General features: G+C 73.3%; 24 protein-coding genes. 16 read left to right on the plus strand and 8 right to left on the minus strand.

The features are described 5' to 3' along the window. The first annotated feature begins 71 nt into the window (after window positions 1-71). The gene (locus tag RM812_RS03540) at window positions 72-1253 is read left to right on the plus strand and encodes a PP2C family protein-serine/threonine phosphatase (RefSeq protein ID WP_311570892.1); all 1182 of its coding nucleotides are present in this window, start codon (window positions 72-74) and stop codon (window positions 1251-1253) included. A 33-nt stretch (window positions 1254-1286) separates the two neighbouring features. Here RM812_RS03540 and RM812_RS03545 read toward each other — a convergent pair whose 3' ends face one another. Beyond that, complete coding sequence (locus RM812_RS03545; RefSeq protein WP_311570944.1) at window positions 1287-1598, minus strand: hypothetical protein; 312 nt, start codon at window positions 1596-1598, stop codon at window positions 1287-1289. A 280-nt stretch (window positions 1599-1878) separates the two neighbouring features. On the opposite strand from RM812_RS03545, the gene RM812_RS03550 reads away from it, so the two are divergent. Genes RM812_RS03550 through RM812_RS03560 form a run of 3 tightly spaced genes read left to right on the plus strand, consistent with a single transcriptional unit; the run spans window position 1879 to window position 3631 of the window. Beyond that, on the plus strand, window positions 1879-2613 hold the full coding sequence (locus tag RM812_RS03550) for a nucleotidyltransferase family protein (protein WP_311570893.1): 735 nt from the start codon (window positions 1879-1881) through the stop codon (window positions 2611-2613). Then, window positions 2610-2906 (plus strand): BON domain-containing protein, encoded by a 297-nt coding sequence (locus RM812_RS03555; RefSeq protein WP_311570894.1) that lies wholly within the window; start codon window positions 2610-2612, stop codon window positions 2904-2906. Before RM812_RS03550 ends, RM812_RS03555 begins: the two co-directional genes overlap by 4 nt. Continuing rightward, on the plus strand, window positions 2906-3631 hold the full coding sequence (locus RM812_RS03560; RefSeq protein WP_311570895.1) for a metallophosphoesterase family protein: 726 nt from the start codon (window positions 2906-2908) through the stop codon (window positions 3629-3631). Before RM812_RS03555 ends, RM812_RS03560 begins: the two co-directional genes overlap by 1 nt. Window positions 3632-3646: 15 nt before the next feature. Here the strand turns inward: RM812_RS03560 and RM812_RS03565 are convergent, their stop codons facing one another. Then, window positions 3647-4285: a GNAT family N-acetyltransferase gene (locus RM812_RS03565; RefSeq protein ID WP_311570896.1), complete on the minus strand. Its 639-nt coding sequence runs from the start codon at window positions 4283-4285 to the stop codon at window positions 3647-3649. Between RM812_RS03565 and RM812_RS03570 the strand changes: the two genes are divergently transcribed. The 3 genes from RM812_RS03570 (at window position 4275) to RM812_RS03580 (ending at window position 5799) form a co-directional block, all read left to right on the plus strand. Then, window positions 4275-4445 carry a hypothetical protein gene (locus RM812_RS03570; RefSeq protein ID WP_311570897.1) on the plus strand — a complete coding sequence of 57 codons (171 nt, stop codon included), beginning with the start codon at window positions 4275-4277 and terminating at the stop codon, window positions 4443-4445. The two genes, RM812_RS03565 and RM812_RS03570, sit on opposite strands and share 11 nt — an antisense overlap. 152 nt (window positions 4446-4597) lie before the next feature. Further along, window positions 4598-5131 carry a DoxX family protein gene (locus RM812_RS03575; RefSeq protein ID WP_311570898.1) on the plus strand — a complete coding sequence of 178 codons (534 nt, stop codon included), beginning with the start codon at window positions 4598-4600 and terminating at the stop codon, window positions 5129-5131. A 104-nt stretch (window positions 5132-5235) separates the two neighbouring features. Continuing rightward, window positions 5236-5799, plus strand: a complete 564-nt coding sequence (locus RM812_RS03580; RefSeq protein ID WP_311570899.1) for a hemerythrin domain-containing protein — start codon at window positions 5236-5238, stop codon at window positions 5797-5799. 166 nt (window positions 5800-5965) lie between these two features. Here the strand turns inward: RM812_RS03580 and RM812_RS03585 are convergent, their stop codons facing one another. Then, on the minus strand, window positions 5966-7006 hold the full coding sequence (locus tag RM812_RS03585; protein WP_311570900.1) for an NAD-dependent epimerase/dehydratase family protein: 1041 nt from the start codon (window positions 7004-7006) through the stop codon (window positions 5966-5968). 530 nt (window positions 7007-7536) lie between these two features. Between RM812_RS03585 and RM812_RS03590 the strand changes: the two genes are divergently transcribed. Then, on the plus strand, window positions 7537-8781 hold the full coding sequence (locus tag RM812_RS03590) for an MFS transporter (RefSeq protein ID WP_394816417.1): 1245 nt from the start codon (window positions 7537-7539) through the stop codon (window positions 8779-8781). A gap of 312 nt (window positions 8782-9093) precedes the next feature. Here the strand turns inward: RM812_RS03590 and RM812_RS03595 are convergent, their stop codons facing one another. Further along, window positions 9094-9633: a hypothetical protein gene (locus RM812_RS03595; protein ID WP_311570902.1), complete on the minus strand. Its 540-nt coding sequence runs from the start codon at window positions 9631-9633 to the stop codon at window positions 9094-9096. A 274-nt stretch (window positions 9634-9907) separates the two neighbouring features. On the opposite strand from RM812_RS03595, the gene RM812_RS03600 reads away from it, so the two are divergent. After that, entirely contained in the window at window positions 9908-11191 is a 1284-nt protein-coding gene (locus RM812_RS03600) for an SLC13 family permease (RefSeq protein ID WP_311570945.1), read from the plus strand. A gap of 71 nt (window positions 11192-11262) precedes the next feature. Here the strand turns inward: RM812_RS03600 and RM812_RS03605 are convergent, their stop codons facing one another. After that, window positions 11263-11586 (minus strand): hypothetical protein, encoded by a 324-nt coding sequence (locus RM812_RS03605; RefSeq protein WP_311570903.1) that lies wholly within the window; start codon window positions 11584-11586, stop codon window positions 11263-11265. A gap of 99 nt (window positions 11587-11685) precedes the next feature. Between RM812_RS03605 and RM812_RS03610 the strand changes: the two genes are divergently transcribed. Continuing rightward, window positions 11686-12558 (plus strand): fructosamine kinase family protein, encoded by an 873-nt coding sequence (locus RM812_RS03610; protein ID WP_311570904.1) that lies wholly within the window; start codon window positions 11686-11688, stop codon window positions 12556-12558. A 3-nt stretch (window positions 12559-12561) separates the two neighbouring features. Here RM812_RS03610 and RM812_RS03615 read toward each other — a convergent pair whose 3' ends face one another. Further along, window positions 12562-14220 carry a catalase gene (locus tag RM812_RS03615; protein ID WP_311570905.1) on the minus strand — a complete coding sequence of 553 codons (1659 nt, stop codon included), beginning with the start codon at window positions 14218-14220 and terminating at the stop codon, window positions 12562-12564. Window positions 14221-14422: 202 nt separating this feature from the next. After that, entirely contained in the window at window positions 14423-14659 is a 237-nt protein-coding gene (locus tag RM812_RS03620; RefSeq protein WP_311570906.1) for a hypothetical protein, read from the minus strand. A 241-nt stretch (window positions 14660-14900) separates the two neighbouring features. Between RM812_RS03620 and RM812_RS03625 the strand changes: the two genes are divergently transcribed. The 3 genes from RM812_RS03625 to RM812_RS03635 are packed head-to-tail and all read left to right on the plus strand — an operon-like array spanning window position 14901 to window position 17455. Further along, complete coding sequence (locus RM812_RS03625; protein ID WP_311570907.1) at window positions 14901-15563, plus strand: TetR/AcrR family transcriptional regulator; 663 nt, start codon at window positions 14901-14903, stop codon at window positions 15561-15563. Between the two features lie 10 nt (window positions 15564-15573). Further along, window positions 15574-16374: an SDR family NAD(P)-dependent oxidoreductase gene (locus tag RM812_RS03630; protein ID WP_311570908.1), complete on the plus strand. Its 801-nt coding sequence runs from the start codon at window positions 15574-15576 to the stop codon at window positions 16372-16374. A 40-nt stretch (window positions 16375-16414) separates the two neighbouring features. After that, window positions 16415-17455 (plus strand): NAD(P)-dependent alcohol dehydrogenase, encoded by a 1041-nt coding sequence (locus RM812_RS03635; RefSeq protein WP_311570909.1) that lies wholly within the window; start codon window positions 16415-16417, stop codon window positions 17453-17455. Between the two features lie 203 nt (window positions 17456-17658). On the opposite strand, the gene RM812_RS03640 is transcribed toward RM812_RS03635, so the two are convergent. Continuing rightward, window positions 17659-19206, minus strand: a complete 1548-nt coding sequence (locus RM812_RS03640; protein WP_311570910.1) for a helix-turn-helix domain-containing protein — start codon at window positions 19204-19206, stop codon at window positions 17659-17661. Window positions 19207-19402: 196 nt separating this feature from the next. Here RM812_RS03640 and RM812_RS03645 point away from each other — a divergent pair, with 196 nt between their 5' ends. From RM812_RS03645 to RM812_RS03655, 3 genes are all read left to right on the plus strand, one after another. Further along, complete coding sequence (locus RM812_RS03645; RefSeq protein WP_311570911.1) at window positions 19403-20023, plus strand: L-threonylcarbamoyladenylate synthase; 621 nt, start codon at window positions 19403-19405, stop codon at window positions 20021-20023. A 128-nt stretch (window positions 20024-20151) separates the two neighbouring features. Then, complete coding sequence (locus RM812_RS03650; protein ID WP_311570912.1) at window positions 20152-20907, plus strand: dienelactone hydrolase family protein; 756 nt, start codon at window positions 20152-20154, stop codon at window positions 20905-20907. A 202-nt stretch (window positions 20908-21109) separates the two neighbouring features. After that, window positions 21110-22612: a metallophosphoesterase family protein gene (locus tag RM812_RS03655; protein ID WP_311570913.1), complete on the plus strand. Its 1503-nt coding sequence runs from the start codon at window positions 21110-21112 to the stop codon at window positions 22610-22612. Window positions 22613-22619 lie beyond the last annotated feature (7 nt).

The following is a 22619-nucleotide window of genomic DNA, read 5'->3' on the forward strand; positions in this document are numbered from 1 at the left end:
CGGTGACAGACTGCTGCGCAACATGCCCCGCCGCAACGAGTTCCTCGATCGGGACGACGAGGGGAGAGCAGGTGTCGACGTCAGAGGCGAGCGACGCGCTCCTGCTGCGGTTCCTCGCCGATCCGGCCCATCTGACCCTGGACCTGGCCGCCGCGGTGGCGCACTGTGCCAAGGCCCTCGACCTGCCGCATGCGGTGGTCTACCTCGTCGACCTGCAGCAACGCCATCTCATTCCGCAGACCGACGCGGCGTCGGCCCTCCCCGTCGACGGCTCGCTCGCGGGCTGGGCCTACCGTTCGCAGTCGCTGCGGGTGGAGGAGTCCGGGACGGGCGGCGTCACGGCGTGGCTGCCCCTGCTGGACGGCGCCGAGCGGCTCGGTGTGCTGGCGGTGCACGCGTCGGCTCTCACCGGGGCCACGCTGACCCGGAGCCGGGCACTGGCCTCGCTCCTGGCGATAATGATCAGCTCGAAGCGGGCCTTCGAGGACTCCCTGGTCCGGCACACCCGCACGGAGCAGATGCGACTGCCCTCCGAGATGCTGCGCGCGTTCCTGCCCCCGCGCACCATCGGCAACGCCCACGTCGTGTCGACGGCCGTTCTGGAACCGGCCTACGAGATCGGTGGCGACGCCTTCGACCACTCCCTCACCCGGACGACGCTGCACGTCGCTGTGATCGACTCCATGGGACACGACCTGGCCTCGGGCCTGACCAGCGCGGTCGCGCTGGCCGCGTGCCGCAACGCCCGGCGCAACGGGGCCGACCTGCCCGAGCTCGTGGAGTCCGTGGACGACGCGCTGGCGCGCTGGCTGCCGGACCGGTACTGCACCGCGGTCATCGCCCAGCTGGAGTTCGAGACCGGACTGCTGCGCTGGAGCAACTGCGGCCACCCCGCGCCCCTGCTGATCCGGGGGGAGCAGTTGCTCGTCGACGCCCTGGCTCGGGAGGCCGACCCGCCGATGGGCGTGCCGGTCCGTCTGTCCCCCGAGCCGCGCCGCACGCACGAGACGCGTCTGGAGCCGGGTGACCGGGTTCTCTTGTACACCGACGGGGTCACCGAGGCGCACACCCGGGAGGAGAAGCTGTTCGGGCTCGAACGCTTCGCCGACTACGTCATCCGGGCCACGGCCGGCGGCGAGCTGGCGCCGGAGGCGCTGCGGCGCCTGATCCACTCGATCCTGGACTCGCAGACCGGCCGACTGCGGGACGACGCGACGATCCTGATGTTCGAATGGCGGCCGCCGATCCGCTGACGTCCCGGCGGTGCGCTCGGAGCGCTCGGCGCCTCAGACCGGGTGCCCCCGCGCCCGCAGCCATCCGTGCACGGTGTCCTTGTCGGCCGGCGTGATCCGGACCGGGCCCTCGACATGAGGGCCCTCGTCCTCGGTGAAGCCGGTGTCCGTGATCCTTGCCGTGACCCAGGTCGCCAGGTCCTGCGCGGCCCCCTCGGACAGGGCCCCGCGTTCCCAGCCGGTGCGGGCCTCGTGGGCCGCGGCCGGGTCGTGCCGCTCGGTCTCCGCCAGCCACGCCGCCACCAGCCGTTCCACGGTCCGGCGGTCCTCGGAGGCGGTCCGCCGCTGCTCTTGCCGCCCCTTCAGGTCCGGCCCGTCCGGCACGTCCGGCACGTCCGGCACGTCCGGCACGTCCGGCCCGTTCGGAACGCCCTGCTTGCCGTTCACGTCCTGCTTGCCGTTCACGTCCTGCTTGCCGTTCACGTCCTGCTTGTCGTTCATGCCGTCCGGGTGCCCGGAAACCGCCGGGAACGTCTCACGTCGGGGACGGTCTTCGTGTCGGCGGAACCTCGCCGGGTACCCGCACTGCCAGGGAGGACCAGCGGTCCGGTCCGCAGCAGACGCACAGCCCGGAAAGGGGACAGCGATGACGCAGCCCGCCGACGACCACGCTCTCGACCAGCGCGCCGGCGTTTCCGAGCTCCGTCTGGCAGCGGGGGACCCCGAACTCGTCCCCCAGAACGAAGCACGCCACCAGGATCTCCCCCTCGACCGCAACCAGGCGATCCTCCAGGCCGCCAAGCAGGTGGGCTCGATCCTGAAGAAGAACGAGCACCCGTTCGCGCTGGCCGGCAGCGTCGCCGTGTACGCGCACGGAGGCATCCAGAACCTCCAGCACGACGTCGACTTCTGCATCCGGCCCGACGACGCGGAGGCCGTCGCCGCCACCCTGCGGGAGGCCGGCCTGGCGGTGTACACGCCGCCCGAGGACTGGCTGCTGAAGGCCCACTGCCTGGGTCAGCAGGTCGACCTCATCTTCGAGCTGGCGCACGAGCCCGTCACGTCGGAGCTGCTGGACCGGGCCCAGGAGCTCTCGGTCGACTCGGTGCTCATGCCGGTCCTGTCACCGACCGATCTGCTGCGCGGTCTGCTGGCGGCCTTCTCGGAGCACCACTGCGACTTCGGGGCGGTGCTGCCGATCGCCCGCACGTTGCGGGAGAAGATCGACTGGAACGAGCTGCGCCGGGACTGCGGGGACGCCCCGATGCCGGCCGCGTTCTTCTTCATCCTCGAACGGCTGGAGATCATTTCTCCGGTCGATCCCGCGACCGATCCGGCGACCGATCCAGCGGCCGGTCCAGCGAAGGAGGAGCAGCGATGAGCGACCCCGTCGCACACCAGGGTCCCGCGGCGAGCGGCACCACTTCCGCGGACGGGAACGTCGAGTACCGCGTCGCCCACCTGCACGACCGGCTCGCCGCGGAGGAGCTCGGCGAACTCGGCGTGCGGGCCGAGATCCGGGCCGGGGCGATCGTGATCACGGGCACGGTTCCCTCCGCGCGGTGCCGCGAGACCCTGCTGCGGATCGCCCGCGAGGAGCTGGCCGGACTCACCGTGCACACCGATGTCGTGGTGGCGGAGACGACCGGCCCCGACCATGCGGAGGAGCTGTGATGATCCGTGTCGCCGCCGTCGGAGACATCCACATGGGGCCGGACAGCCAGGGACTGCTGCGGCCCGCCTTCGAGACCCTGCCCGACTGTGCCGACCTGCTACTGCTCGCCGGGGACCTCACCCGGCACGGCACCCCGGAGGAGGCACGGGTGGTGGCCCGGGAGGTACGCGACCTACCGGTTCCGGTGGTGGCCGTCCTCGGCAACCACGACCACCACGACGAACAGCCCGAGAAGGTCACCGCCCTCCTCCAGGACGCCGGCGTCACGGTCCTGGAGGGCGAAGGGACCGTCGTGGAGTGCGCCGGGACCCGGGTGGGGATCGCCGGGACCAAGGGGTTCGGCGGCGGTTTCGTCGGGCGCAGCGCGGGCGAGTTCGGCGAGCCGGTCATGAAGGAGTTCGTCCGCACCACCCGCCGCTCGGCGGACAGCCTGTACGCCGCCCTGAAGGAGCTGGACGACGAGGGCTGCGCGGCCCGGGTGGCGCTGACCCACTTCTCCCCCGTCTCCGACACGCTCGCCGGGGAGCCGCTGGAGATCCATCCGTTCCTCGGCAGCTATCTGCTGGCCGAGGCGATCGACACGGCGGGCGCGGACCTGGCCGTCCACGGCCACGCCCACCTGGGCTCGGAGCACGGGATGACGGCGGGCGGGGTGCGGGTGCGCAACGTGGCCCAGCCGGTGATCCGCCGGGCCTTCAACGTCTACCGGCTCGGCGCCGCCTGACCACCGCCCGGCGCGTCAGGGCCGGCCGGTGTCCTCGGTCGTGCGACCGAGGCAGGTGACATCCGCCGGGTCCAGGCCGTCCGCCTCGATCACATGGAAGCCCATACGGTCGTAGAAGGCCCTGGCCGGTCCGTTGGCCGTCGCCATGACCAGGTGGACGGCCGGCACCCCGCGTTCCCGCAGCGCCCGCCAGAACGTCCGCATCAGCGCCCGGCCGTGTCCGCGGCCCTGCCACTCGGGCAGCAGGTCGATGTGGAGATGGGCCGGGTACGCGGCCAGTTCGGGGACGATCATCCGCTCCGGATCGTGCAGCAGTCCGGCGATGACCTCGTCCGGGGTGGCGGGCGGTCCCTTCGGCGCCGGATGGCGGTCCGCGACCCGCGGCAGCCACTTGGCGCGGAACTCCTCGGCGAAGCGCGGGGTGTCGGCCGTGCCGAGGACGTAGCCGACCGCCCGGCCCTGTCCGTCGTCCAGCACGAAGGCCAGGTCCGGGTCCAGGTGGACGTAGGGGGCGGCGAAGACGGCGGGCAGGACGGCGGGGTCGGCGTACACGGGCCGGCTGTCGCGGCCGTTGTGCCCGGTGCGGATGCAGATGTCGTCGAGGGCCGGGGCGTCGGCGGGACGGTACGGACGTACGGCGGCAGTGGAGGTCACCCCCAGCATCCTGCCGTTCTGGGAGCGCTCCCACAAGAGGTTGCACCACGCGATGTCCACCACGTCGGCCTCCGCCTGCCACCCGCGGACACTGCGCCGGATGCACCGGTCCGACACCAGGATCGAGAGCCTGGCGCCGCGGGTGCTCACCAGCCTCTGAGCTGCGCGGAACCGCACGGCGCGGGGCCGGCGGACGTCGGGGCCGCACCGGACGCCGAATGGCGCCGACCGGTCCGGGCACCCGATGATCCCAAGTGGGCACCTCACCCTTGGTGATCCCTCGACGACCCTTGGAGAGAGCGAGAGAGCGTCATGAGTCTTTTGCGTATGGTCGGCCGCCCGATGCTCGCCTCGATGTTCGTCGCGGGCGGGCTGCATGCGCTGCGCAGGCCGGGGGACCTGGTCCCGGCCGCCGAGCCGGTCGTGCGGGCGGTGGCCGAGCGCGTTGCGGTGCTGCCCGACAGCACGGAACAACTCGTACGGCTCAACGGCGCCGTGCACGTCGTGGGCGGGGCCCTGCTCGGGCTCGGACGCTGTCCGCGGCTGGCCGCGCTGGCCCTCGCGGCGACCCTGGTCCCCACCACGCTGGCGGCGCACCGCTACTGGGAGGCTCAGGACCCCTCCGACCGCGCCCAGCAGCGCATCCACTTCCTGAAGAACCTGTCCATGATGGGCGGCCTGCTGATCGCGGCCGACGACACCGGCAGCGCCCCCTCGCTGCTGTGGCGCGGCCGTCACGCCGCCCACGACCTGCGACACGACGCCCACCTGGTGCGCCGCTCGGTCCGGGCCACGGCCCGCCCCGCGGCGACGGCGGGCGGTGTCCGGGCCAGGCTGGGCGTCTGAGCCGGACGTCGCGCGAACCGGGCGTTAGCCCACCGGGTGCGAGGGGACCCGACGCCCGTGGCGGGTCGGGTCCGTAACCGCCAGGACGTAGCTGAAGGAGAGACATGGGACACGGAGGAAACGTCATCGACGAGCTGACGACCGATCACCGTGAGGTCGAGGAGCTCTTCGGCAAGATCGAGGCACTGCCGTCCGGTCACAAGGACCGCAAGCTGTACGCCGATCAGGTCACGATCGAGCTGATCCGGCACTCGGTGGCGGAGGAGGCGTATCTCTACCCGGCCGTCCGTGAGCACGTGGCGAACGGTGGTGCCCTCGCGGACAAGGAGCTCGACGACCACGCCCAGGCCGAGCAGATCATGAAGGAGCTGGAGGGCTGCGCGGCGGACGACGCCGAGTTCGACCGGCTGATCGGCATGCTGATGAGCGAGATCCGTGAGCACGTCGCCGACGAGGAGGGCAACCTCTTCCCGAGGCTCCGCGAGGCGTGCCCTCCGGACGCCCTGGACCGGTTGGGCGACAAGGTCCGCCAGGCGAAGAAGACGGCTCCCACCCGACCGCACCCGTCCGCCCCGGACAAGCCGCCGATGAACAAGCTGCTGGCGCCCGGCGCGGGGATGGTCGACCGGGTACGGGACGCGCTGTCGGGACGGGGCAAGTCCGACTGAGCCCGCGTGCCGGCACGTCGTGGGAGGCGTGGGAGGCCCGTCGCCGTGGCGACGGGCCTCCCGCACGCGTGACGGGCCCGCTCATCCGCGTGCGGGGTCTCCCGCCGTCCCGCGCGTCAGGGCGAGCGGACCGGGCCGAGGACGCCGGGGCGGGCGACGAGCGCCGTCACGCCCACCACTCCCCCGCACGCCCGGTGGCCGCCGCCTGCACCGGACCGGGCCGTTCCCGGAGGGAGGCGACGGTGCGTTCCAGGCCGTCCTGCCAGGTCACGCTCGGCAGCCAGCCGAAGATCTCGCGGGCGAAGCCGGTGACGGGCCGGGGCTCGACGGGCCGGTCATCCGTCCCGTCGGCGAACACCAGCGGTGAGTCGGAGCCGGACACGTCGATCACCCGGCGGGCGATCTCCACGGCCGTCGGTTCCTCGTCGCCGCCGAGGTCCACGGGCCGCACCGAGCGGCCGGCCGCGACCAGCAGCACGCCGTCGACCATGTCGTCGACGTAGCACAGCGGGTACGTCCGGCTGCCGTCCCCGGCGACGGTGACCGGACGGCCGGCCAGGGCCTGCTGGATGAAGGCGGCCGGTGTCCCTCCGTCGTCCGTCCGCATGCCGGGTCCGTAGCCGGCGAACAGCCGGACGATGCCGGCGTTCGTCCCGTGGGCGCCGACGTGCGCGGTGACCAGGGCCTCGCAGAAGCGGACCGCCTCGGCGCGGGCGCTGTGCGGGCCGGCCGGGCCGGCGGTGATTGCGTGCTCGGCGGGGAGGGCGTCAAGCGGCGGACCGGTGGGGAGCAGCGGCGGCGAGGAGGCGAGCAGGAACCGGGCACCGTCCCGGGCGGCGACGGCCAGCGCGGTACGGGTGCCGAGACCGCCGGTGTCGAGGTTCGCCACGGGCCTGTCCGGCCAGGCGGCCGGGGACCCGGGGCCCGCCAGATGCAGGACCAGGTCGTAGGGGCCGGTGAGCGCGTCCACGCGTCCGGGATCGCGGATGTCCCCCTCCAGGAAGCGGAAGCCGTGGCGGCCCGCGAGGTGGGCCACCTTCTCGGCCCGGCCGATGGAGAGGTTGTCCAGGCAGTCGACTTCGACACCTGAATCGAGCAGGCGGGCGCACAGAGGGGAGCCGAGGAACCCCGCGCCGCCGGTCACCAGGGCCCGGCCCCAGGGCGGACGGACCTCGGCCCGTGGGCGGAACGCCGCCATCGGCATCATGAGGACGACCTTCCTTCCTCCGCGAAGCGCTGACGGAGCGCTGACGAGCGTGCCCCGGGTGCCCCACCGAGTTGCTTTCACGCTCCGACGGCTGCCGTGGCGCCTTCCCTACGGCGCCTTCCCTACGGCGCCGGGCCGACGCCCGCGCACGCCGGTCCGCTGTGGCCGGAGTCACGGCCGGCGGCCCGGCGCCCGGGGCCCCGAGGGCTGTGATCAAGCACACTCGGCACACCAAGTGCCGTCGGCAGTAAGGGCGTTGACCCCCGTTTACCGAACGTGGCAGAAGGGACCGGCGAGGACTCGCCGGTCCCTTCTGCCACGATGGTCGGCGCCGTCATCCGGCTCGGTGGAGCGGCCGCGCAGCGCAGCCGGCCCTTTCTCTCCGGTCCCTTTCCCCTTCCGGGTCTTCACGACTCGCCTTCGAGTGGCGCACTGTGTCTTCTTCCCCTGTCCCCGCCCCGCCGCCTCCCGCCTCCGCACCGTCCGAGGCCGCGTCCCGTTCGCCCTGGCGGTCCCTGAGGTACCGCAGCATGCGCTGGTGGTCGGTCGCGAACTTCGTGTCGAACGCCGGTACGTGGATGCAGCTCACGGTGCAGAACCTGCTGGTCCTGCAGATCACCGGGTCCGCCGCCGCGACGGGTCTGTCCATGTCCGTCCAGGCCGCGCCCGCCCTGCTGATCAGTGTGTTCGGCGGCGCGGCCGTCGACCGCTGGCCGCGGAAGCTGACCGCCTCGGTCAGCCAGGCGCTGCTGGGCGCGGTCGCCTTCGCGACCGCCCTCATGGTGGCCCTGGACCGCCTCGATGTGGCCTCCCTGATGGTGCTGGCCGCGGTCACCGGCGTCATCGCCACCGTGGACGGCCCGGCGTGCTCGCTGCTGGGCAACGATCTCGTCCCGGCCGAGGACGTGCCGTCCGCGATCGGGGTGGGCGCGCTGGTCCACCAGGCGGGCCGGCTCACGGGCGCCGCGCTGGCCGGGGTGACGGTCGGTTTCCTCGGCACGGCCGCCGCGTACGCCGCCAACGGGCTGTCCTTCCTGTTCGTGGCCTCGGTCATCCCGTTCCTGCGTCCGGCGCGCGGGGCGGTCCGGCACACCGGGACCGCGAAGCGCCGCGGTGATGCGGACGCCATGAGTGTGCGGGAGGGACTGGCCTTCTTCGCGCGCCGTCCCCGGCTGCTGGCGCTGGCCGGTGTCACCGGGGTCAGCGCGGTCTTCGGGCGCAACTACCAGCTCACCCTGGCCGTCCTGGTCACCGGACCGCTCGCCGGCGGTGCCGGGTCGTTCGGGACCGTCTCCACGGTGCTGGCGGCCGGTGGCATCGTCGGCGCGGTCCTGGGTGCCCGGCTGCGTCGGCCCTCCGTGCGGATCGTGGGCGCGCTGGCCGCGGCGGGCGGACTGTTGCAGGTGGTGGCGGGCATGTCGCCCTCGCTGGCCGTCCTGCTGGTGATGGTGCTGCCGATGGCCGTGGTGGAGTCCGTGTCCGACACCGCGGGTACGGCGGTCCTCCAGACCGACCCGCCCGCGCACCTGCGGGGCCGGGTGCTCGGCGTGTGGGGCAGTGTCGGCACGGTGTGGAGCCTCGGTGGACCGCCGGCGCTCGGCCTGCTGATGGAGCTCGCCGGTCCGCGCGGTGCCCTCGTCGCGGGCGGAGTTATCATCGCCGGCACCATCGGAGCGGGCCACCTCCTGCACGGGCGCCGGGCCACGGCGCCGCTGGCGGTGCGGGCAGGGGACGCGGACGTGCCCGGGCAGGCGGCGCTGGGAACGGCTGCCTGAGCGGGCCCGTCGGAAGCGGCCGGTCCAGGCCGGACCTGCCTGGACCGGCCTGGACCGGCTCGGCCTGGACCGGCGTGGTCCTGCGGTGTCCGGCCGGGGCTGCCGGTCCTGGCGGGTCCGATTCGGGTGCCCGGCCGGGCCCGCCGATCCCGCGGCCGGTCCGATTCGGGTGCCCGGCCGGGGCCGCGGGTCTTGCTGGATCACTCAGGTGTGCACCTGGGTTCGCCACGTGACGAGTCCACTCAGATGTCCACCCGGGCACGCCCCCCCTGACGGGTCCCCCGGCCCCGCGGACGTGGCGGGCGGCGTGGGTCAGGCGACCAGTGACCGTCCGGGGCCCAGTCGGTCGACGAGCTGGGCGTGGTGGAGTTCGGCGACGGGCGCGACGAGGTCGGGATGGCGCAGCAGCGCCGCTGCCCGCCGGTCGCGGTCGTCGGGCGCGAGCAGGCGTCGGAACTCGACCGGCGTACCGGACGGCGTACCGGACGTGGATCCGCCGTCGGCCAGCGCGGCCACGGCCAGGGCGGCGAGCTCCGGGTCGGTCAGCAGACAGGCCGCCCAGCTCGCGACGACCTCGTCCACCCAGGTCCGCCAGGCGTCCACGTCCGGGTCGGTGGCCGGGTTCCCGTCCGCGCCGGTGATCCAGTCGAGCCGGGCGGAGCCGCCGGGGCCCGCCATGCCCATCAGCGCGGCGTCCATCGCGGTCGGGTAGCGCAACCGGGCGGCGACCGTCACGGCCTGCCGCGCCTGGACCTCGCAGAAGGCGGAGGCGAGCGCGCCACCGGACGCCGGGTAGGCGTGGGTGAGCCACTGGGCGGTCGCCGCGATGACGGGGGAGAGATCTGCTTGCACTGCCGGGCCGTCCGAACTGCTCGTCGTGGGAACAGGAAGTCTGGTGGTCGTGGGACGTGACGTCCCGAAAACGGTAGCCCGCCGACCACGGCGCGGAACATGGCCCGGCTCTCGTCGACGGCGTGGCCTCGGACACATCGCCCGACCGGATCGCGGGTCCGGCGCGGGCGGCGGCACGGACCGTGGACGCCGCCCCGCCCCAGGGGTGGGTGCGACCCTGGGAGCTTGTCGATCATCGGGTGCCCACCCGGCTCACTGATGTGGAGGAGAACCCCTGAGTACCGCCGTCCTCTCCGAGGCCGTCCCGGTCGCCCTGCTGCTGGGCGTCCTGGTCGTCGCCGTGCTGCGCCCCCGGGGACTGCCGGAGGCGGCGGCCGCCGTGCCCGCCGCCGCGCTGGCCGTGCTGCTGGGCACGGTCACCCCGCACCAGGCCTGGGAGCAGACACGTACGCTGCTGCCGGTCGTCGCCTTCCTGGCCCTGGTGCTGATACTGGCGTACCTGTGCGCGAAGGAGGGCCTGTTCGAGGCCGTCGGTGCGGCCGTGGCCCGCCGGTACGGGGGCAGTCCGCGGCGGCTGCTGGCCGGGGTGTTCGCCATGGCCTGCGCGGTCACGGCCGTGCTCAGCCTGGACGCCACCGTCGTGCTGCTGACCCCCGTGGTCCTCGCCACGGCGTCCCGGGCCGGTGCCCGGGCCCGCCCGCACGTGTACGCCACGGCGCATCTGGCGAACTCCGCCTCACTGCTCCTGCCGGTCTCGAACCTGACCAACCTGCTGGCGTTCACGGCCAGCGGGCTGAGCTTCACCCGGTTCGCCGCGCTGATGGCGCTGCCCTGGCTCGCCGCGATCGCCGTCGAGTACCTGGTGTTCCGCCGGTTCTTCCGCGCGGACCTGGCCGAGCCCGTGTCCGTCGGGTCCGGGTCGCACACCGGGCACGGGGCGCCCGGCGGGGCCCTGGGGGTGCCCCGTTTCACGGTCGTCGTCCTCGCCCTGACCCTCGCCGGGTTCGCCGTGGCCTCACCGGCCGGGCTGGAGCCCGCGTGGGCGGCGCTCGGCGGGGTCCTGGTGCTCGGTGTGCGGGCGCTGTCCCGGCGCCACGTCACGCCCCGGGAACTGGTGGGAGCCGCGTCGCCGCTGTTCTGCCTGTTCGTGCTCTGCCTCGGCATCGTGGTGCAGGGCGTGGTGTCGGGGGGCCTGGCCACAGGCCTCGGGCGACTGCTGCCGGAGGGGGACTCGCTGCCGGCGCTGCTCGGAGTGGCGGTCGTGGCCGCCGTGCTGGCCAACCTCATCAACAACCTGCCGGCCGTCCTGGCCCTGCTGCCCCTGATCGCGCCCGCCGGTCCCGGCCCGGTCCTCGCGGCGCTGATCGGCGTGAACCTGGGCCCCAACCTGACCTATGTCGGCTCGCTCGCAACCCTGCTCTGGAGGCGGATCCTGCACCGGCACGGCATCGAGGCGGATCTCGGCCGGTTCACCCTCCTCGGGCTGCTCACCGTGCCGGCCACACTCCTCGCCTCGACCGCGGCACTGTGGGGGACCCTGCGCCTCGTCGGTGCCTGACAGCACACCCGCGGGCAGCCCACCCGAGGGCACACACATGGGGACGGCGACCGCTCAGGAACCGGTCCCGCTCACCAGGTCCCGCTGGGGAGCGCGGGGCGGCGGACGGCTTCGGCGGCGTCCCGCAGGTGCAGGGCCACGGTGATCAGGGCACGCAGGGCGGACGGCCGCAGGCTCTGGGCGCTCTCGGCGGCCAGCACGAGCAGGCAGCCCGCGGCCTGCTCGACGACCGGCACCGAGAACGCGAAGTCGTCGCCGTCGGCCCCGCGGAAGGCGCGCCAGGGGGCCGCGGCGCCGTCGATGGACCTCTGGACCGCCTGCTCGAGATGGTGTGCGGCCTGCTCGCACACAGGGGCAGGCAAGGTGATGGTGCGATGAAATGCTGAACTGGTCATAGTCCCACTGCTCCCCCGCGCCCGGGGCGTTCGATCGGCGTACCGGGCGTTTTTCACCGAGTCGGCCGCAGACAGGCCCCAGGCCCTAGTCTGGTGCGCGTGTGTCCCACCACCTCGCCCTCGGCCGCCGCGGCCCGGTTCACCGGCCGGTCGGTGACCGGGGAGCGCCCGCTGTCCGGTTCGCTCGCCGAAGTCACCCTCGACGACGGACGCACGGTGATCGCCAAACGCGGCGACGGCACCGGAGCGGCACGCGCCGAGGCCGCCGGGCTGCGTTGGCTGGCCGACGCCGGCACGGTCCGGATCCCGACCGTCCACGGCGACGACGAGTGCTGGCTGGTCACCGACCGCGTGGCACAGGGACCGGCGAGTACGCGGACGGCGGTCCGGTTCGGCCGGGAACTGGCGGCTCTGCACGCCACCGGGGCCCCCGCGTTCGGTGCCGCGCCGCCCGGCGGTCCCGAGGACGCGTTCATCGGGCTCGCCCCGATGCGCAACATCACCGGAACCGACTGGCCGCGCTGGTACGCAGAGCACCGGGTGCTGCCGTATCTGCGCGGCGCGGTGGACGCGGGTACCGTCGGGACGGACGAGGCGGCCGACGTCGAGCGGGTCTGCGAGCGGCTGCCCGAGCTGGCGGGGCCCGCCGAGCCGCCCGCCCGGCTGCACGGCGACCTGTGGAACGGCAACGTGCTGTGGGGCGCGGACGGGCACGTCCATCTGATCGACCCGGCCGCGCACGGCGGGCACCGGGAGACGGACCTGGCGATGCTGAGCCTCTTCGGCTGCCCGCATCTGGACCGGGTCCTGGAGGGCTATCAGGAGACCGCGCCGCTCGCCGACGGCTGGGCCGGCCGCGTCGGCGTCCACCAGCTCTTCCCGCTGCTGGTGCACGCCGTGCTGTTCGGACGCGGCTACGCCGAGCAGGCGCTCGCGGTGGCCCGGGCGGCACTGCGGCGGCGCCCGGGGTGAGGGTCACCGCGTCACGACGTGCCGCTCGTTCGGGACACAGTGGGTCATCGTCAGGCCCTCGACGTCGCGCGGCGGGTTCTTGCCGAGGTTGGCCAGCCGCTCACGGTCCTCGTCGGTGAGGTCCTGACCGGCCAGCGGCTCCAGGTGCGTCACGTCCTGCGGGCTGATGCCGATCCCCTCGCCGACCCGCAGGCCCAGGTCGTTCTCGACCATCAGGAAGTGCCACACCATGCGCTCCTGCACCGGCCGGTCGCACTGGGAGAGCAGGTTGACGAAGTTCGCCACGAGGTCGTCGCGCTCCCACTGCTCCATCAGCAGGTAGCGCTGCCCCGCCTGCAGGTAGTCGTTGGCGCGCGGGATGCGCTTGCGGGTGAGCCGGCCCTGGATCTCCGGTCCCTGTTCGTCGTGCGTCGGGTACTGGGCCTCGCGCAGGCCGCCGGTGATCGACGGCTCGTAGTTGACGATCGGGTTCTCGCCGCCGCCGTCCTGGTGGTACGCCATCAGGCCGTCGCGCTGGTTGGTGCGCACGTGCGCGTTCTTGGCCTGGTTGACGGGCAGCTGGAGGTAGTTCGGGCCGACCCGGTAGCGCTGGGTGTCGCTGTAGGAGAAGGTGCGGCCGACGAGCATCTTGTCGTCGGAGAAGTCCAGCCCGTCGACGAGGACGCCGGTGCCGAAGGAGATCTGCTCGTTCTCGGCGAAGTAGTTGTCCGGCATCCGGTCGAGCACCATCCGGCCGACGGGCTTCGGCGGGAACTCCTGCTCGGGCCAGGTCTTGGTGTCGTCGAGCGGGTCGAAGTCGAGCTCCGGGTGGTCGTGGTCGTCCATCATCTGGACGAGCAGCTCCCACTCGGGGTGGTCGCCGCGCGTCACGGCGTCGTAGAGGTCCTTGGTGGCGTGGCCGAGGGACTGCGCCTGGACGTTGGCCGCGTCCTCCTCGGTCATGCTGCGCACGCCCTGCTTGGGCATCCAGTGGTACTTGACCAGGACGGTCCTCCCCTCGGCGTTGACCCACTTGTAGGTGTTCACGCCGAAGCCCTGCATGTGGCGGTAGTCCGCCGGGATGCCGCGCGGGCTGAACAGGTTGACCAGCATGTGCATCGACTCGGGCGTCTGCGACATGAAGTCGAAGATGCGCCGGGGCTGCTGCTCGAAGCTCACCGGGTCCGGCTTGAGGGCGTGGATGACGTCCGGGAACTTGATCGCGTCGCGGATGAAGAAGACTCCCAGGTTGTTGCCGACGAGGTCCCAGTTGCCGTCCTCGGTGTAGAACTTCACCGCGAAGCCGCGCGGGTCGCGGGCGGTCTCGGCGGAGTCGCGTCCGCCGATGACGGTGGAGAACCGGATGGCCAGGTCGGTGCGCTTGCCCCGCTCCTGGAACAGCTTGGCCCGGGTGTAGCGCTCGATGGGCTCGTCGCCCCAGGCGCCGTACGCCTCGAAGTAGCCGTACGCGGTCACCCCGCGGGCGTGCACGACGCGCTCGGGGATCCGCTCGCGGTCGAAGTGGCTGATCTTCTCCAGGAACTGGTAGTTCTCCAGCGTGGCGGGGCCTCGGGCGCCGACCGTGCGCTGGTTCTGGTTGTCGTAGACGGGGTGCCCCTGCCGGTTGGTGAGCACCTCGCGGTCGTCGCCCGGGGCGGACCCCTGGCTCGATATGTCCGTCATGTTCGTGGACTCCTTCGCCTCGTGGCCGCCCTCGGACGCGGCCCTGAGCTGCGAGGCGGCCGTCGGCGGCCGCGCGCACGGGCGCCCCGGGTACCCACGGTCAGGCGTCGCGCACATGCGGATTCGCAGGTGTTTCCCGCACCTCACGCCGAGGCCCGGACACCCGGGTCACCAGGGCGTCCGGGCTCGCGGCCGGGGCGTGTCAGCCGCCGTTCAGTCGCGCGCGCAGCAGCCCCTTGCCCAGTTCGGCGCCCTTGCGGCTGTCCGCCTGTGCCTTGCGGAACAGCTCCGCGACCTCGTTGTCCTTGTCGCGCTCCGCGTCCTGGATGTAGGTCTCCAGCCGCAGCGCGTTGTTGAGGCACGACTCGATGTACCAGATCAGGTTGTAGTCCTTGTCCTGCGTGCCGGTCACGCCGCCGGTCTCCGTGCCGCTGGTCATGCGGGCCTCCTCCTCGAGGGGTTCGATCCGAAGTGCGGGCCGGGTACCCGGCGCGGCACCGGACACACGGCGCCGTCGTACGCGGGAGCGGACTCGAAGCAAGGCCCCATCCTGTCCCAACGGGTCCATGTCTCAGTCTCATGTCCCAACGGGTCCATGTCCCAGTCTCATGTCTCAACGGGTCTTCTGTCGCAACGGGTCACATGTCCCCATGAGACATTTCCGGGTGTAGTCTCAGGGCATGACGGCAACGAAGCCCTCCGCCACCACCGAGGACCGGCGGCAGCGCAAGGCACGGCAGACCCGCGACGCGCTGGCCACCGCCGCCTGCGACCTGATCCTGGAGCACGGGACGGCGGCGACGACGGTGGAGGCCATCGCCGAGCGCGCGGACGTCACGCGCCGCACCTTCAGCCGGCACTTCGCCGGCAAGGAGGACGCCGCTCTGGACTTCGTGCGCCGGGACGGCGACCGGATCAACGCACTGCTGCGGTCCCGTCCCGCCGACGAACCGCCCCTGCTCGCCTATCGCAGGGCCGTGCGCGACTGGCTGGCCGACCGGAACGACCCCGCCTGGCACGTGCGTCCCCGCATGCGTCGCCTGCTCGCCCTCGCCGACAGCGAGCCCGATCTGTTCGCCGCCTACCAGCGCATCCGGGTCGACGCCCAGGAGGAGTCGATCCGCATCGTCGCCGACCGGCTCGGCGCCGGCGCCCGGGACGTGCGCCCGGCCGCCGTCGTCGACGCCGCCGCCGGAGTCCTGATCGCCGCCCTCCGCCTGTGGGCGCGCGGCGGTGACCAGGACTCGGGAGCCGCAGACCTCGCCGCCCTCGTGGAGCAGGCCTACGACGCCCTGACCTCGGAGGCCGCGGCCGCGACCCCCGACAGCACCACCGAAGAGTGAGAACAGCACCATGAGCACCACCGGCACCACCCCCGCCACCGCACCCACCGCCGACCACGCCACGGAGTTCGCCGGCCGCACCGCCCTCGTCACCGGGGCCGCCTCCGGCATCGGTCTGGCCACCGCCCGCCGCCTCGGCGCCGGCGGCGCGAACGTCGTCGTCGCCGACTACAACGCCGAGGGCGCCGAGAAGGCCGCCGCCGAGCTGATGACCCAGGGCGTCAAGGCCGCCGCCGTCGAGCTGGACGTGACCCGCCCGGAGTCCGTCGAGGCAGCCGTGAAGTTCGCCGTCGACACCTTCGGCGGCCTGGACCTCGCCGTGAACAACGCCGGCATCGGCGGTCCGAGCGCGCCGACCGGCGCATACGACGTCGACGCCTACCAGCGTGTCGTGCGCACCAACCTGGACGGGGTCTTCTACTCGATGCGCTACGAACTGCCCGTGATGGAGGCCGCGGGCAAGGGGGGCGCCATCGTCAACGTCGCCTCCATCCTGGGCTCGGTGGCCTTCGCCGGCTCCCCCGCCTACGTCGCCGCCAAGCACGGCGTGGTCGGGCTGACCAAGTCCGCAGCCGTCGAGTACGCGGCCAAGGGCATCCGCGTCAACGCGGTCGGCCCCGGCTTCATCGACACCCCGCTGCTCCGGACCATGGACGAGGCCGCCTACAACAGTCTGGTCGCCCGGCACCCGGTCGGCCGTCTCGGGCGCTCCGAAGAGGTCGCCGAGCTGATCGTCTTCCTGCTCTCGGACCGGGCGTCCTTCGTCGTCGGCAGCTACCACCTGGTCGACGGCGCCTACACCGCCGTCTGAGCAGCGGTTCCACACCCGGGGGGAGAACGAAGGAGTTCACATGAAGGCACTGCAGTACCGCACCATCGGGGCCCCGCCCGAGGTGGTCACGGTCCCCGACCCGGAGCCCGGCCCCGGCCAGGTGCTGTTGAAGGTCACCGCCGCCGGCGTCTGCCACTCCGACATCGCGGTGATGAGCTGGCCCGCCGAGGGGTTCCCGTACGAGCTGCCGCTCACCCTCGGCCATGAGGGCGTCGGCACGGTGGCCGCGCTCGGCGCCGGCGTGACCGGGCTCGACGAGGGCGACGCCGTCGCCGTGTACGGGCCCTGGGGCTGCGGCACCTGCGCCAAGTGCGCGGAGGGCAAGGAGAACTACTGCCTGCGCGCAGACGAGCTGGGCATCCGTCCGCCGGGTCTCGGCCGGCCCGGGTCGATGGCTGAGTACCTCCTCGTCGACGACCCGCGGCACCTGGTGCCGCTGGGCGGGCTGGACCCGGTCGCCGCGGTGCCGCTGACGGACGCCGGGCTGACCCCGTACCACGCCATCAAGCGGTCGCTGCCCAAGCTGGTCCCCGGCTCGACCGCGGTGGTCATAGGCACCGGTGGTCTCGGCCACGTCGCCATCCAGCTGCTGCGCGCGCTGACGTCCGCGCGGGTCGTCGCCCTCGACGTCAGCGAGGACAAGCTGCGCCTGGCCCGTGAGGTGGGCGCGCACGAGGCGGTGCTGTCGGACGCGACGGCGGTGGACGCGGTGCGCGAGCTCACCGGCGGTCTCGGCGCCCAGGCCGTTTTCGACTTCGTGGGTGTGGCGCCGACCGTGCGGACCGCGGGTGCCGTCGCGGCCGTCGAGGGCGATGTCACGCTGGTCGGGATCGGCGGCGGGTCGCTCCCCGTCGGGTTCGGCCTGCTGCCCTTCGAGGTGTCGGTCAGCGCCCCCTACTGGGGCAGCCGCAGCGAACTCATCGAGGTACTGGACCTGGCCCGCGCGGGCGCCGTGTCGGTGCATACCGAGACGTACTCCCTGGACGACGCCCCGCTCGCCTACGAGCGACTCCACGAGGGGAAGATCAACGGCCGCGCGGTGATCCTCCCGGGCGGCTGACCCACCGGAGGCGAGCCCCTCCTCCCGCGGACCGGTCCGCCGCCCGGCGAAGATGCGCCGCCGCCGTGTCGCGCGCGTGCCGCGAGGCCGCGGGGGCGCGACCGGTCCCCCGTTCCGGTCGTGCCTCCCGCGGCCCGTCGAACCTACGTGGACGGCTCGCCCGTTGTGAACCGCGTCGATGCCCGTTGCCGGACCACCCGGGCTCACCCGTGCACAGGTGAGTCCGGATGGTCCGGTTTTGTACCAGGCAGGTGCGGCTGGTCGAGGTCGCCCGCCGCCAGATGGGCGAGCACGACCTCGTACAGGTCGCTGCCGCCGGCGAGCAGCTGGCGTTCGAGGACGGGTTCCGCGCTGCGGACGTGCTCGCGCACGGTCTGGGCGTGGACGCCGAGCGACTGCGCGGCCCGCTCGGCGTTGCCGCCGACGGCGATCCAGGTGCGCAGCGTGCGCCGCAGGTTCCGGACGTCCTGCTCCAGGCGCCCGAGGAGGTCGTCGGCCCAGGTGCGCAGCGCGGGCCCCGTCAACAGGCCGGTCAGGCAGGCGCCGCCGGGTCGTTCGGCGGCGCCGTCGGGCAGGTCCTGGTGGAGGCCGGCCTGGTCGAGCCCGGCCTGCGCGTTCAGGGCGAGGTGGACGGTGGCCCGTACGGTCAGGTCGGCGAAGTCCGTGCCCAGCAGTCCCTCGACCCGGTCCATACGGGCGCGCACCGTGTTGCGGCTGACGCCGAGGACCTTCGCGGTGTTGACGGCGGTGAACTCCAGACCGAGCCGGGTGGTGGCCAGCAGTTCGGCGCGGGTGTGGTGCGGCAGGGCGTCGAGCGGGCGCAGCACCCGGGCCGTCCAGTCGCGCAGCGCCGCCGGGTCCATCAGGCGTTCGGGGTGGGTCCGCTCGGCGTACACGGCCGCCTGCTGCGGGTGGAACCGGGCGACGGCCAGGGCGCTCACGGCCTGCCCGTACGCCGTGGCGGTGCGGGCGAGGCTCTGCCGGGCGCTGCCGCCGAGGAAGACGCCGGGGATGCGGCCGACGAGCGAGCGCAGTTCCTGGCCGGCGGCCTCGCGGGGTGTCAGGACGATCAGGTGTCCGTCCATGGCCGGGCACCGTACGACCAGCGCCCGCTCCCCCGTCGCCGACAGGCACTCCTCGGCGAGCCGGTCGCGTTGCTCGGGGCTGCTCTCCACGACGTAGACGCAGGCCGTGTCGGTGTCGAGGAGGCCCGGCCAGAGTCCGGCGGCCACCCGGCGGGCGGAGACGGTGTCCTCCACCATCAGCAGTTGCAGGATGGCCAGGCGCAGATCGGAGGTGGCCCGCCGCAGCCGGTGCCCGGCCGCGGTCGACTCGTGACCGGCCAGCAGGAGCTCCATCACCTGGGCGGTGCGTGTGACGATGTCGAAGGCCCGCCGGTCGAAGGGCACCGCACGCGCCACCGCGAGGACGGCGGCCGGCGCCGGATGGGCCCGCTCCACCCGCACCAGGCGCAGATGACGGCCCCGGTCCTCCAGAGCGGCGGAGGCGATCCGGCCGGTGGTGATGTCGGCGACCAGGTCCTCGTCCAGCGGGATGCGGGTGCCGGCCAGCAGGCGGCCGGCGCCGTCGTGCAGCGACACGGCCGCCTGCGCGGCTCCCGCAAGCCAGGCCACGACCCTGCGTACGTCACGTGCGGCCGGCCGCAGGTGGTCGAGCAGTTCCTCCGCCCATCCCGCCTGCTCGCCGGCGCCGGCTTCCCGCCGCGGTGTCCCGTCGTCTCGGCCCGCCACGTCGGCCTTCTCCTCGTCCTCGCTCCGGCTGGGCCCAGGCCCACGCCCAGGCCGGGGACGTTACCTCATGCCTGCGGGGCACGGCAGGCCCCCGCGGAGGCCGGCGCCGGCACGGGGCCGCGGCCCGTGGTGACGCCGGTGGTGGCGCCGACCGGGCCTGCGCGGACCACACGCGCGGACGGCATAAGCTCGGTGAATGGCGAAGTACTTCGACGTGCACCCCGACAACCCCCAGCCGCGCAGCATCGCCCAGGTCGCCGACAGCGTCCGATCCGGCGCGCTGATCGCGTACCCGACGGACTCCTGCTACGCGCTGGGCTGCCGGCTGGGCAGCCGCGACGGGATCGACCGCATCCGGTCGATCCGGAACCTGGACAACCGGCACCACTTCACCCTGGTGTGCCAGGACTTCGCGCAGCTCGGCCAGTTCGTCCAGATCGACAACGACGTGTTCCGGGCGATCAAGGCATCGACCCCGGGCAGCTACACCTTCATCCTGCCCGCGACGAGGGAGGTGCCGCGCATGCTCCAGCATCCGAAGAAGAAGACGGTCGGCGTGCGCATCCCCGACCACGTCGTCACCCAGGCCCTGCTCGCCGAACTCGGCGAGCCGCTGCTGTCCAGCACCCTCCTGCTGCCCGACGAGGAGGAGCCGATGACGCAGGGCTGGGAGATCAAGGACCGGCTCGACCACGTGGTGGACGCGGTGATCGACTCCGGGGACTGCGGCACCGAACCGACCACGGTCGTCGACTTCTCCGGCGGCGAGGCGGAGATCGTGCGGCGGGGCGCGGGCGACACGACACGGTTCGAGTAGCGGGCGGTCCGCCCGCGCCCGGGGCGCGCGACACGCTCCCGTGCGCCGGCGTGGCACGATGGCCATGATCCGCCGGTGCGGCACGGGCGGGTCACCCGCGAGAACCCGAGAGAGAGACAGGCCCCGCCATGACCGCCGTACAGGGCAGCTCCGTTGACGTCCCCACCGACGACGGCACCGCCGACGCGTACCTGGCGCATCCCGCCGACGGGAACCCGCACCCTGCCGTCCTGCTGTACATGGACGTGTTCGGGCTGCGCCCCCAGCTGCGGAACATGGCCGACCGGCTGGCCGGCGCCGGATACACCGTCCTGGTGCCGAACGTGTTCTACCGGCACGGCCGGGCGCCGGTCGTGGAGCTGCCCGAGTTCATCGACCCGCAGGCGCGGCCGGAGATCTTCCAGCGCCTCGCACCGATCATGCGGGCCCTCACGCCCGACCTGGTGAGGCGGGACGCCGGCGCCTACCTGCGGTGGCTGGCGGACTCCCCGGCGGCGGCCGACGGCCCGGTGGCGTTGACCGGCTACTGCATGGGCGCCGCGCTCGCCCTGCGCACCGCCGGCACCCATCCGGACCGGGTCGCCGCGGCGGCCGGCTTCCACGGCGCGAACCTGGCGACCGAGGAGCCGCAGAGCCCGCACCTGGTGGCCGGGGACATCACCGCGGAGCTGTACTTCGGCCACGCGGACCAGGACGCGTCCATGCCGCCCGAGCAGCAGGAGCGCCTGACGGCGGCCCTGGCGGCGGCCGGTGTCCGGCATCACTGCGAGGTGTACGGCGGCGCCCCGCACGGCTACACGCAGGCCGACACCGCGGCGTACGACCCGGAGGCGACCGAGCGGCACTGGGAGGCGCTGCTCGACCTCCTGAAGCGGACGTTCTGAAGCGGACTTCTGCTGCGGAGCTTCTGACACGGACCGCCTGTAGCGGACCGTCCGAGGAGGACCGTCTGAGGCGGAGCTCGTGAACCGGAGCTGCTGGAAAGGTCCGTGCGGAGCGCACACTTCGAAGGAGGCACGGGAGAGGGAGAGTTGACGGGGACTCCCCTCCTCGGCGCCTCCCACCGGGCGTTGTTACCGTTCCCGGGTGTCTGACTCCTCACGTGATACCGCCGAAGGCGCCGGCTGGGGCGCCGCCGAGCGCGGCGCCTACTCCGCCCTCCTGCCGCAGCGGACCGAGAAGCTGTCCTGGTTGAGCCCGAAGACCCTGTGGGCGGCCCGCAACGGCGTGCTGGCCTCCTGGTTCGGGGACCCCACGGGCCGTACCCGCGGCCGCTGGGTGGCACAGCGGGCGGCGGCCGGGGCACCGGCGGACAAGGTGATCCGGCGGGACGATCCGGACCGTTTCTCCTTCCTGGTCATCGGCGACACGGGGGAGGGCGGCGACCCCCAGTACGCGGTCGTGCCGGGGCTTTTGGAAGCCGGGCGGGACACGCGGTTCGCCGTCCTCGCCAGCGATGTGATCTACCCGGTGGGCAGCGCCGACGACTACGGCACGAAGTTCTTCCGCCCGTACCGCGACTACCAGGCCCCCATATACGCGATACCGGGCAACCACGACTGGTACGAGGACCTCGGCGGATTCATGCGCGTCTTCTGCGACGACGCCCCGCCCCTGCCGCCGGAGCCCGCCCCGCGCCCCCTCACCCCGGCCTGGCTGCGGTCCCTGCTGTGGCACCGGCCCCGCCCGGACGACGGCCGGCATCTGGACGAGGCGCGCAAGATGCGCTCGGCCCCGGCCCAGCAGGCCGTCCAGCCCGGGCCGTACTGGGCGGTCGACGCGGGCCCCGTTCGGATCATCGGCATCGACACGGGCCTGCTGGGCACGGTCGACGCCGCACAGGGAGCATGGCTGCGGGAGGTCTCCGCGGGGCCCCGCCCCAAGATCCTCGTCACCGGCTCGCCCCTGTACGTGGACGGCGAGCACCACCCGTGCCCCATCGAGGGCGGCGGTACGGTCGACGACATCGTCCGGGACCCGGGCCACCACTACGTCGCGGCGATAGGCGGCGACATCCACAACTACCAGCGGTACCCGGTCGACGTGGACGGCCGCACCGTCCAGTACGTCGTCGCGGGCGGCGGCGGGGCGTTCACCCACGCCACCCACACCATCCCCCGCGTGTCGGTGGCCGGCGTCACCGAGCAGGACTTCCGCTGCTATCCGCTGCGGGGTGACTCCCTCGCCTTCTACAGCGGACTGTACGGCCGCAGGCTGCGGCTGCGCCGCTTCTTCACCCTCACGGAGGCGGAGGCGACGGCCGTGGTCGCCGAACGCCTCGGCATCCGCCCGGGCCGCGCCCCGGGCACCACCGCACGGGTCACCCGGCGCACCCGGCTGGTCGCCGGACTGCTGGGCACCGGACGGCGGCCCGATCGCCGGAAGCGGTTCCGGCTGCCCGTGCGCAAGATCTACACCCAGTTGTTCTCGCCGGGCTCGGCCACCTACAGCCCGCCCTTCTTCAAGTGCTTCCTGCGCCTGGACGTCACCCCGGACGCGATACGGCTGCGCTGCCACGCCGCCACCGGCAACCGGGCGCAGGAGGTGGACCCGCCGGTCGAGGACGAGGTGACGATCCCGCTCCCGTGACCGGGCA

The sequence above is a fragment of the Streptomyces lancefieldiae genome (genome assembly GCF_031845825.1).
Taxonomy (GTDB): domain Bacteria; phylum Actinomycetota; class Actinomycetes; order Streptomycetales; family Streptomycetaceae; genus Streptomyces; species Streptomyces lancefieldiae.

Coding starts and splice junctions, on each gene's coding strand:
- RM812_RS03550 (WP_311570893.1), top strand. CDS start 1,879: ATGACGCAGCCCGCCGACGACCACGCTCTCGACCAGCGCGCCGGCGTT.
- RM812_RS03555 (WP_311570894.1), top strand. CDS start 2,610: ATGAGCGACCCCGTCGCACACCAGGGTCCCGCGGCGAGCGGCACCACT.
- RM812_RS03560 (WP_311570895.1), top strand. CDS start 2,906: ATGATCCGTGTCGCCGCCGTCGGAGACATCCACATGGGGCCGGACAGC.
- RM812_RS03575 (WP_311570898.1), top strand. CDS start 4,598: ATGAGTCTTTTGCGTATGGTCGGCCGCCCGATGCTCGCCTCGATGTTC.
- RM812_RS03580 (WP_311570899.1), top strand. CDS start 5,236: ATGGGACACGGAGGAAACGTCATCGACGAGCTGACGACCGATCACCGT.
- RM812_RS03585 (WP_311570900.1), bottom strand. CDS start 7,006: ATGATGCCGATGGCGGCGTTCCGCCCACGGGCCGAGGTCCGTCCGCCC.
- RM812_RS03590 (WP_394816417.1), top strand. CDS start 7,537: ATGCGCTGGTGGTCGGTCGCGAACTTCGTGTCGAACGCCGGTACGTGG.
- RM812_RS03605 (WP_311570903.1), bottom strand. CDS start 11,586: ATGACCAGTTCAGCATTTCATCGCACCATCACCTTGCCTGCCCCTGTG.
- RM812_RS03615 (WP_311570905.1), bottom strand. CDS start 14,220: ATGACGGACATATCGAGCCAGGGGTCCGCCCCGGGCGACGACCGCGAG.
- RM812_RS03620 (WP_311570906.1), bottom strand. CDS start 14,659: ATGACCAGCGGCACGGAGACCGGCGGCGTGACCGGCACGCAGGACAAG.
- RM812_RS03625 (WP_311570907.1), top strand. CDS start 14,901: ATGACGGCAACGAAGCCCTCCGCCACCACCGAGGACCGGCGGCAGCGC.
- RM812_RS03630 (WP_311570908.1), top strand. CDS start 15,574: ATGAGCACCACCGGCACCACCCCCGCCACCGCACCCACCGCCGACCAC.
- RM812_RS03635 (WP_311570909.1), top strand. CDS start 16,415: ATGAAGGCACTGCAGTACCGCACCATCGGGGCCCCGCCCGAGGTGGTC.
- RM812_RS03645 (WP_311570911.1), top strand. CDS start 19,403: ATGGCGAAGTACTTCGACGTGCACCCCGACAACCCCCAGCCGCGCAGC.
- RM812_RS03650 (WP_311570912.1), top strand. CDS start 20,152: ATGACCGCCGTACAGGGCAGCTCCGTTGACGTCCCCACCGACGACGGC.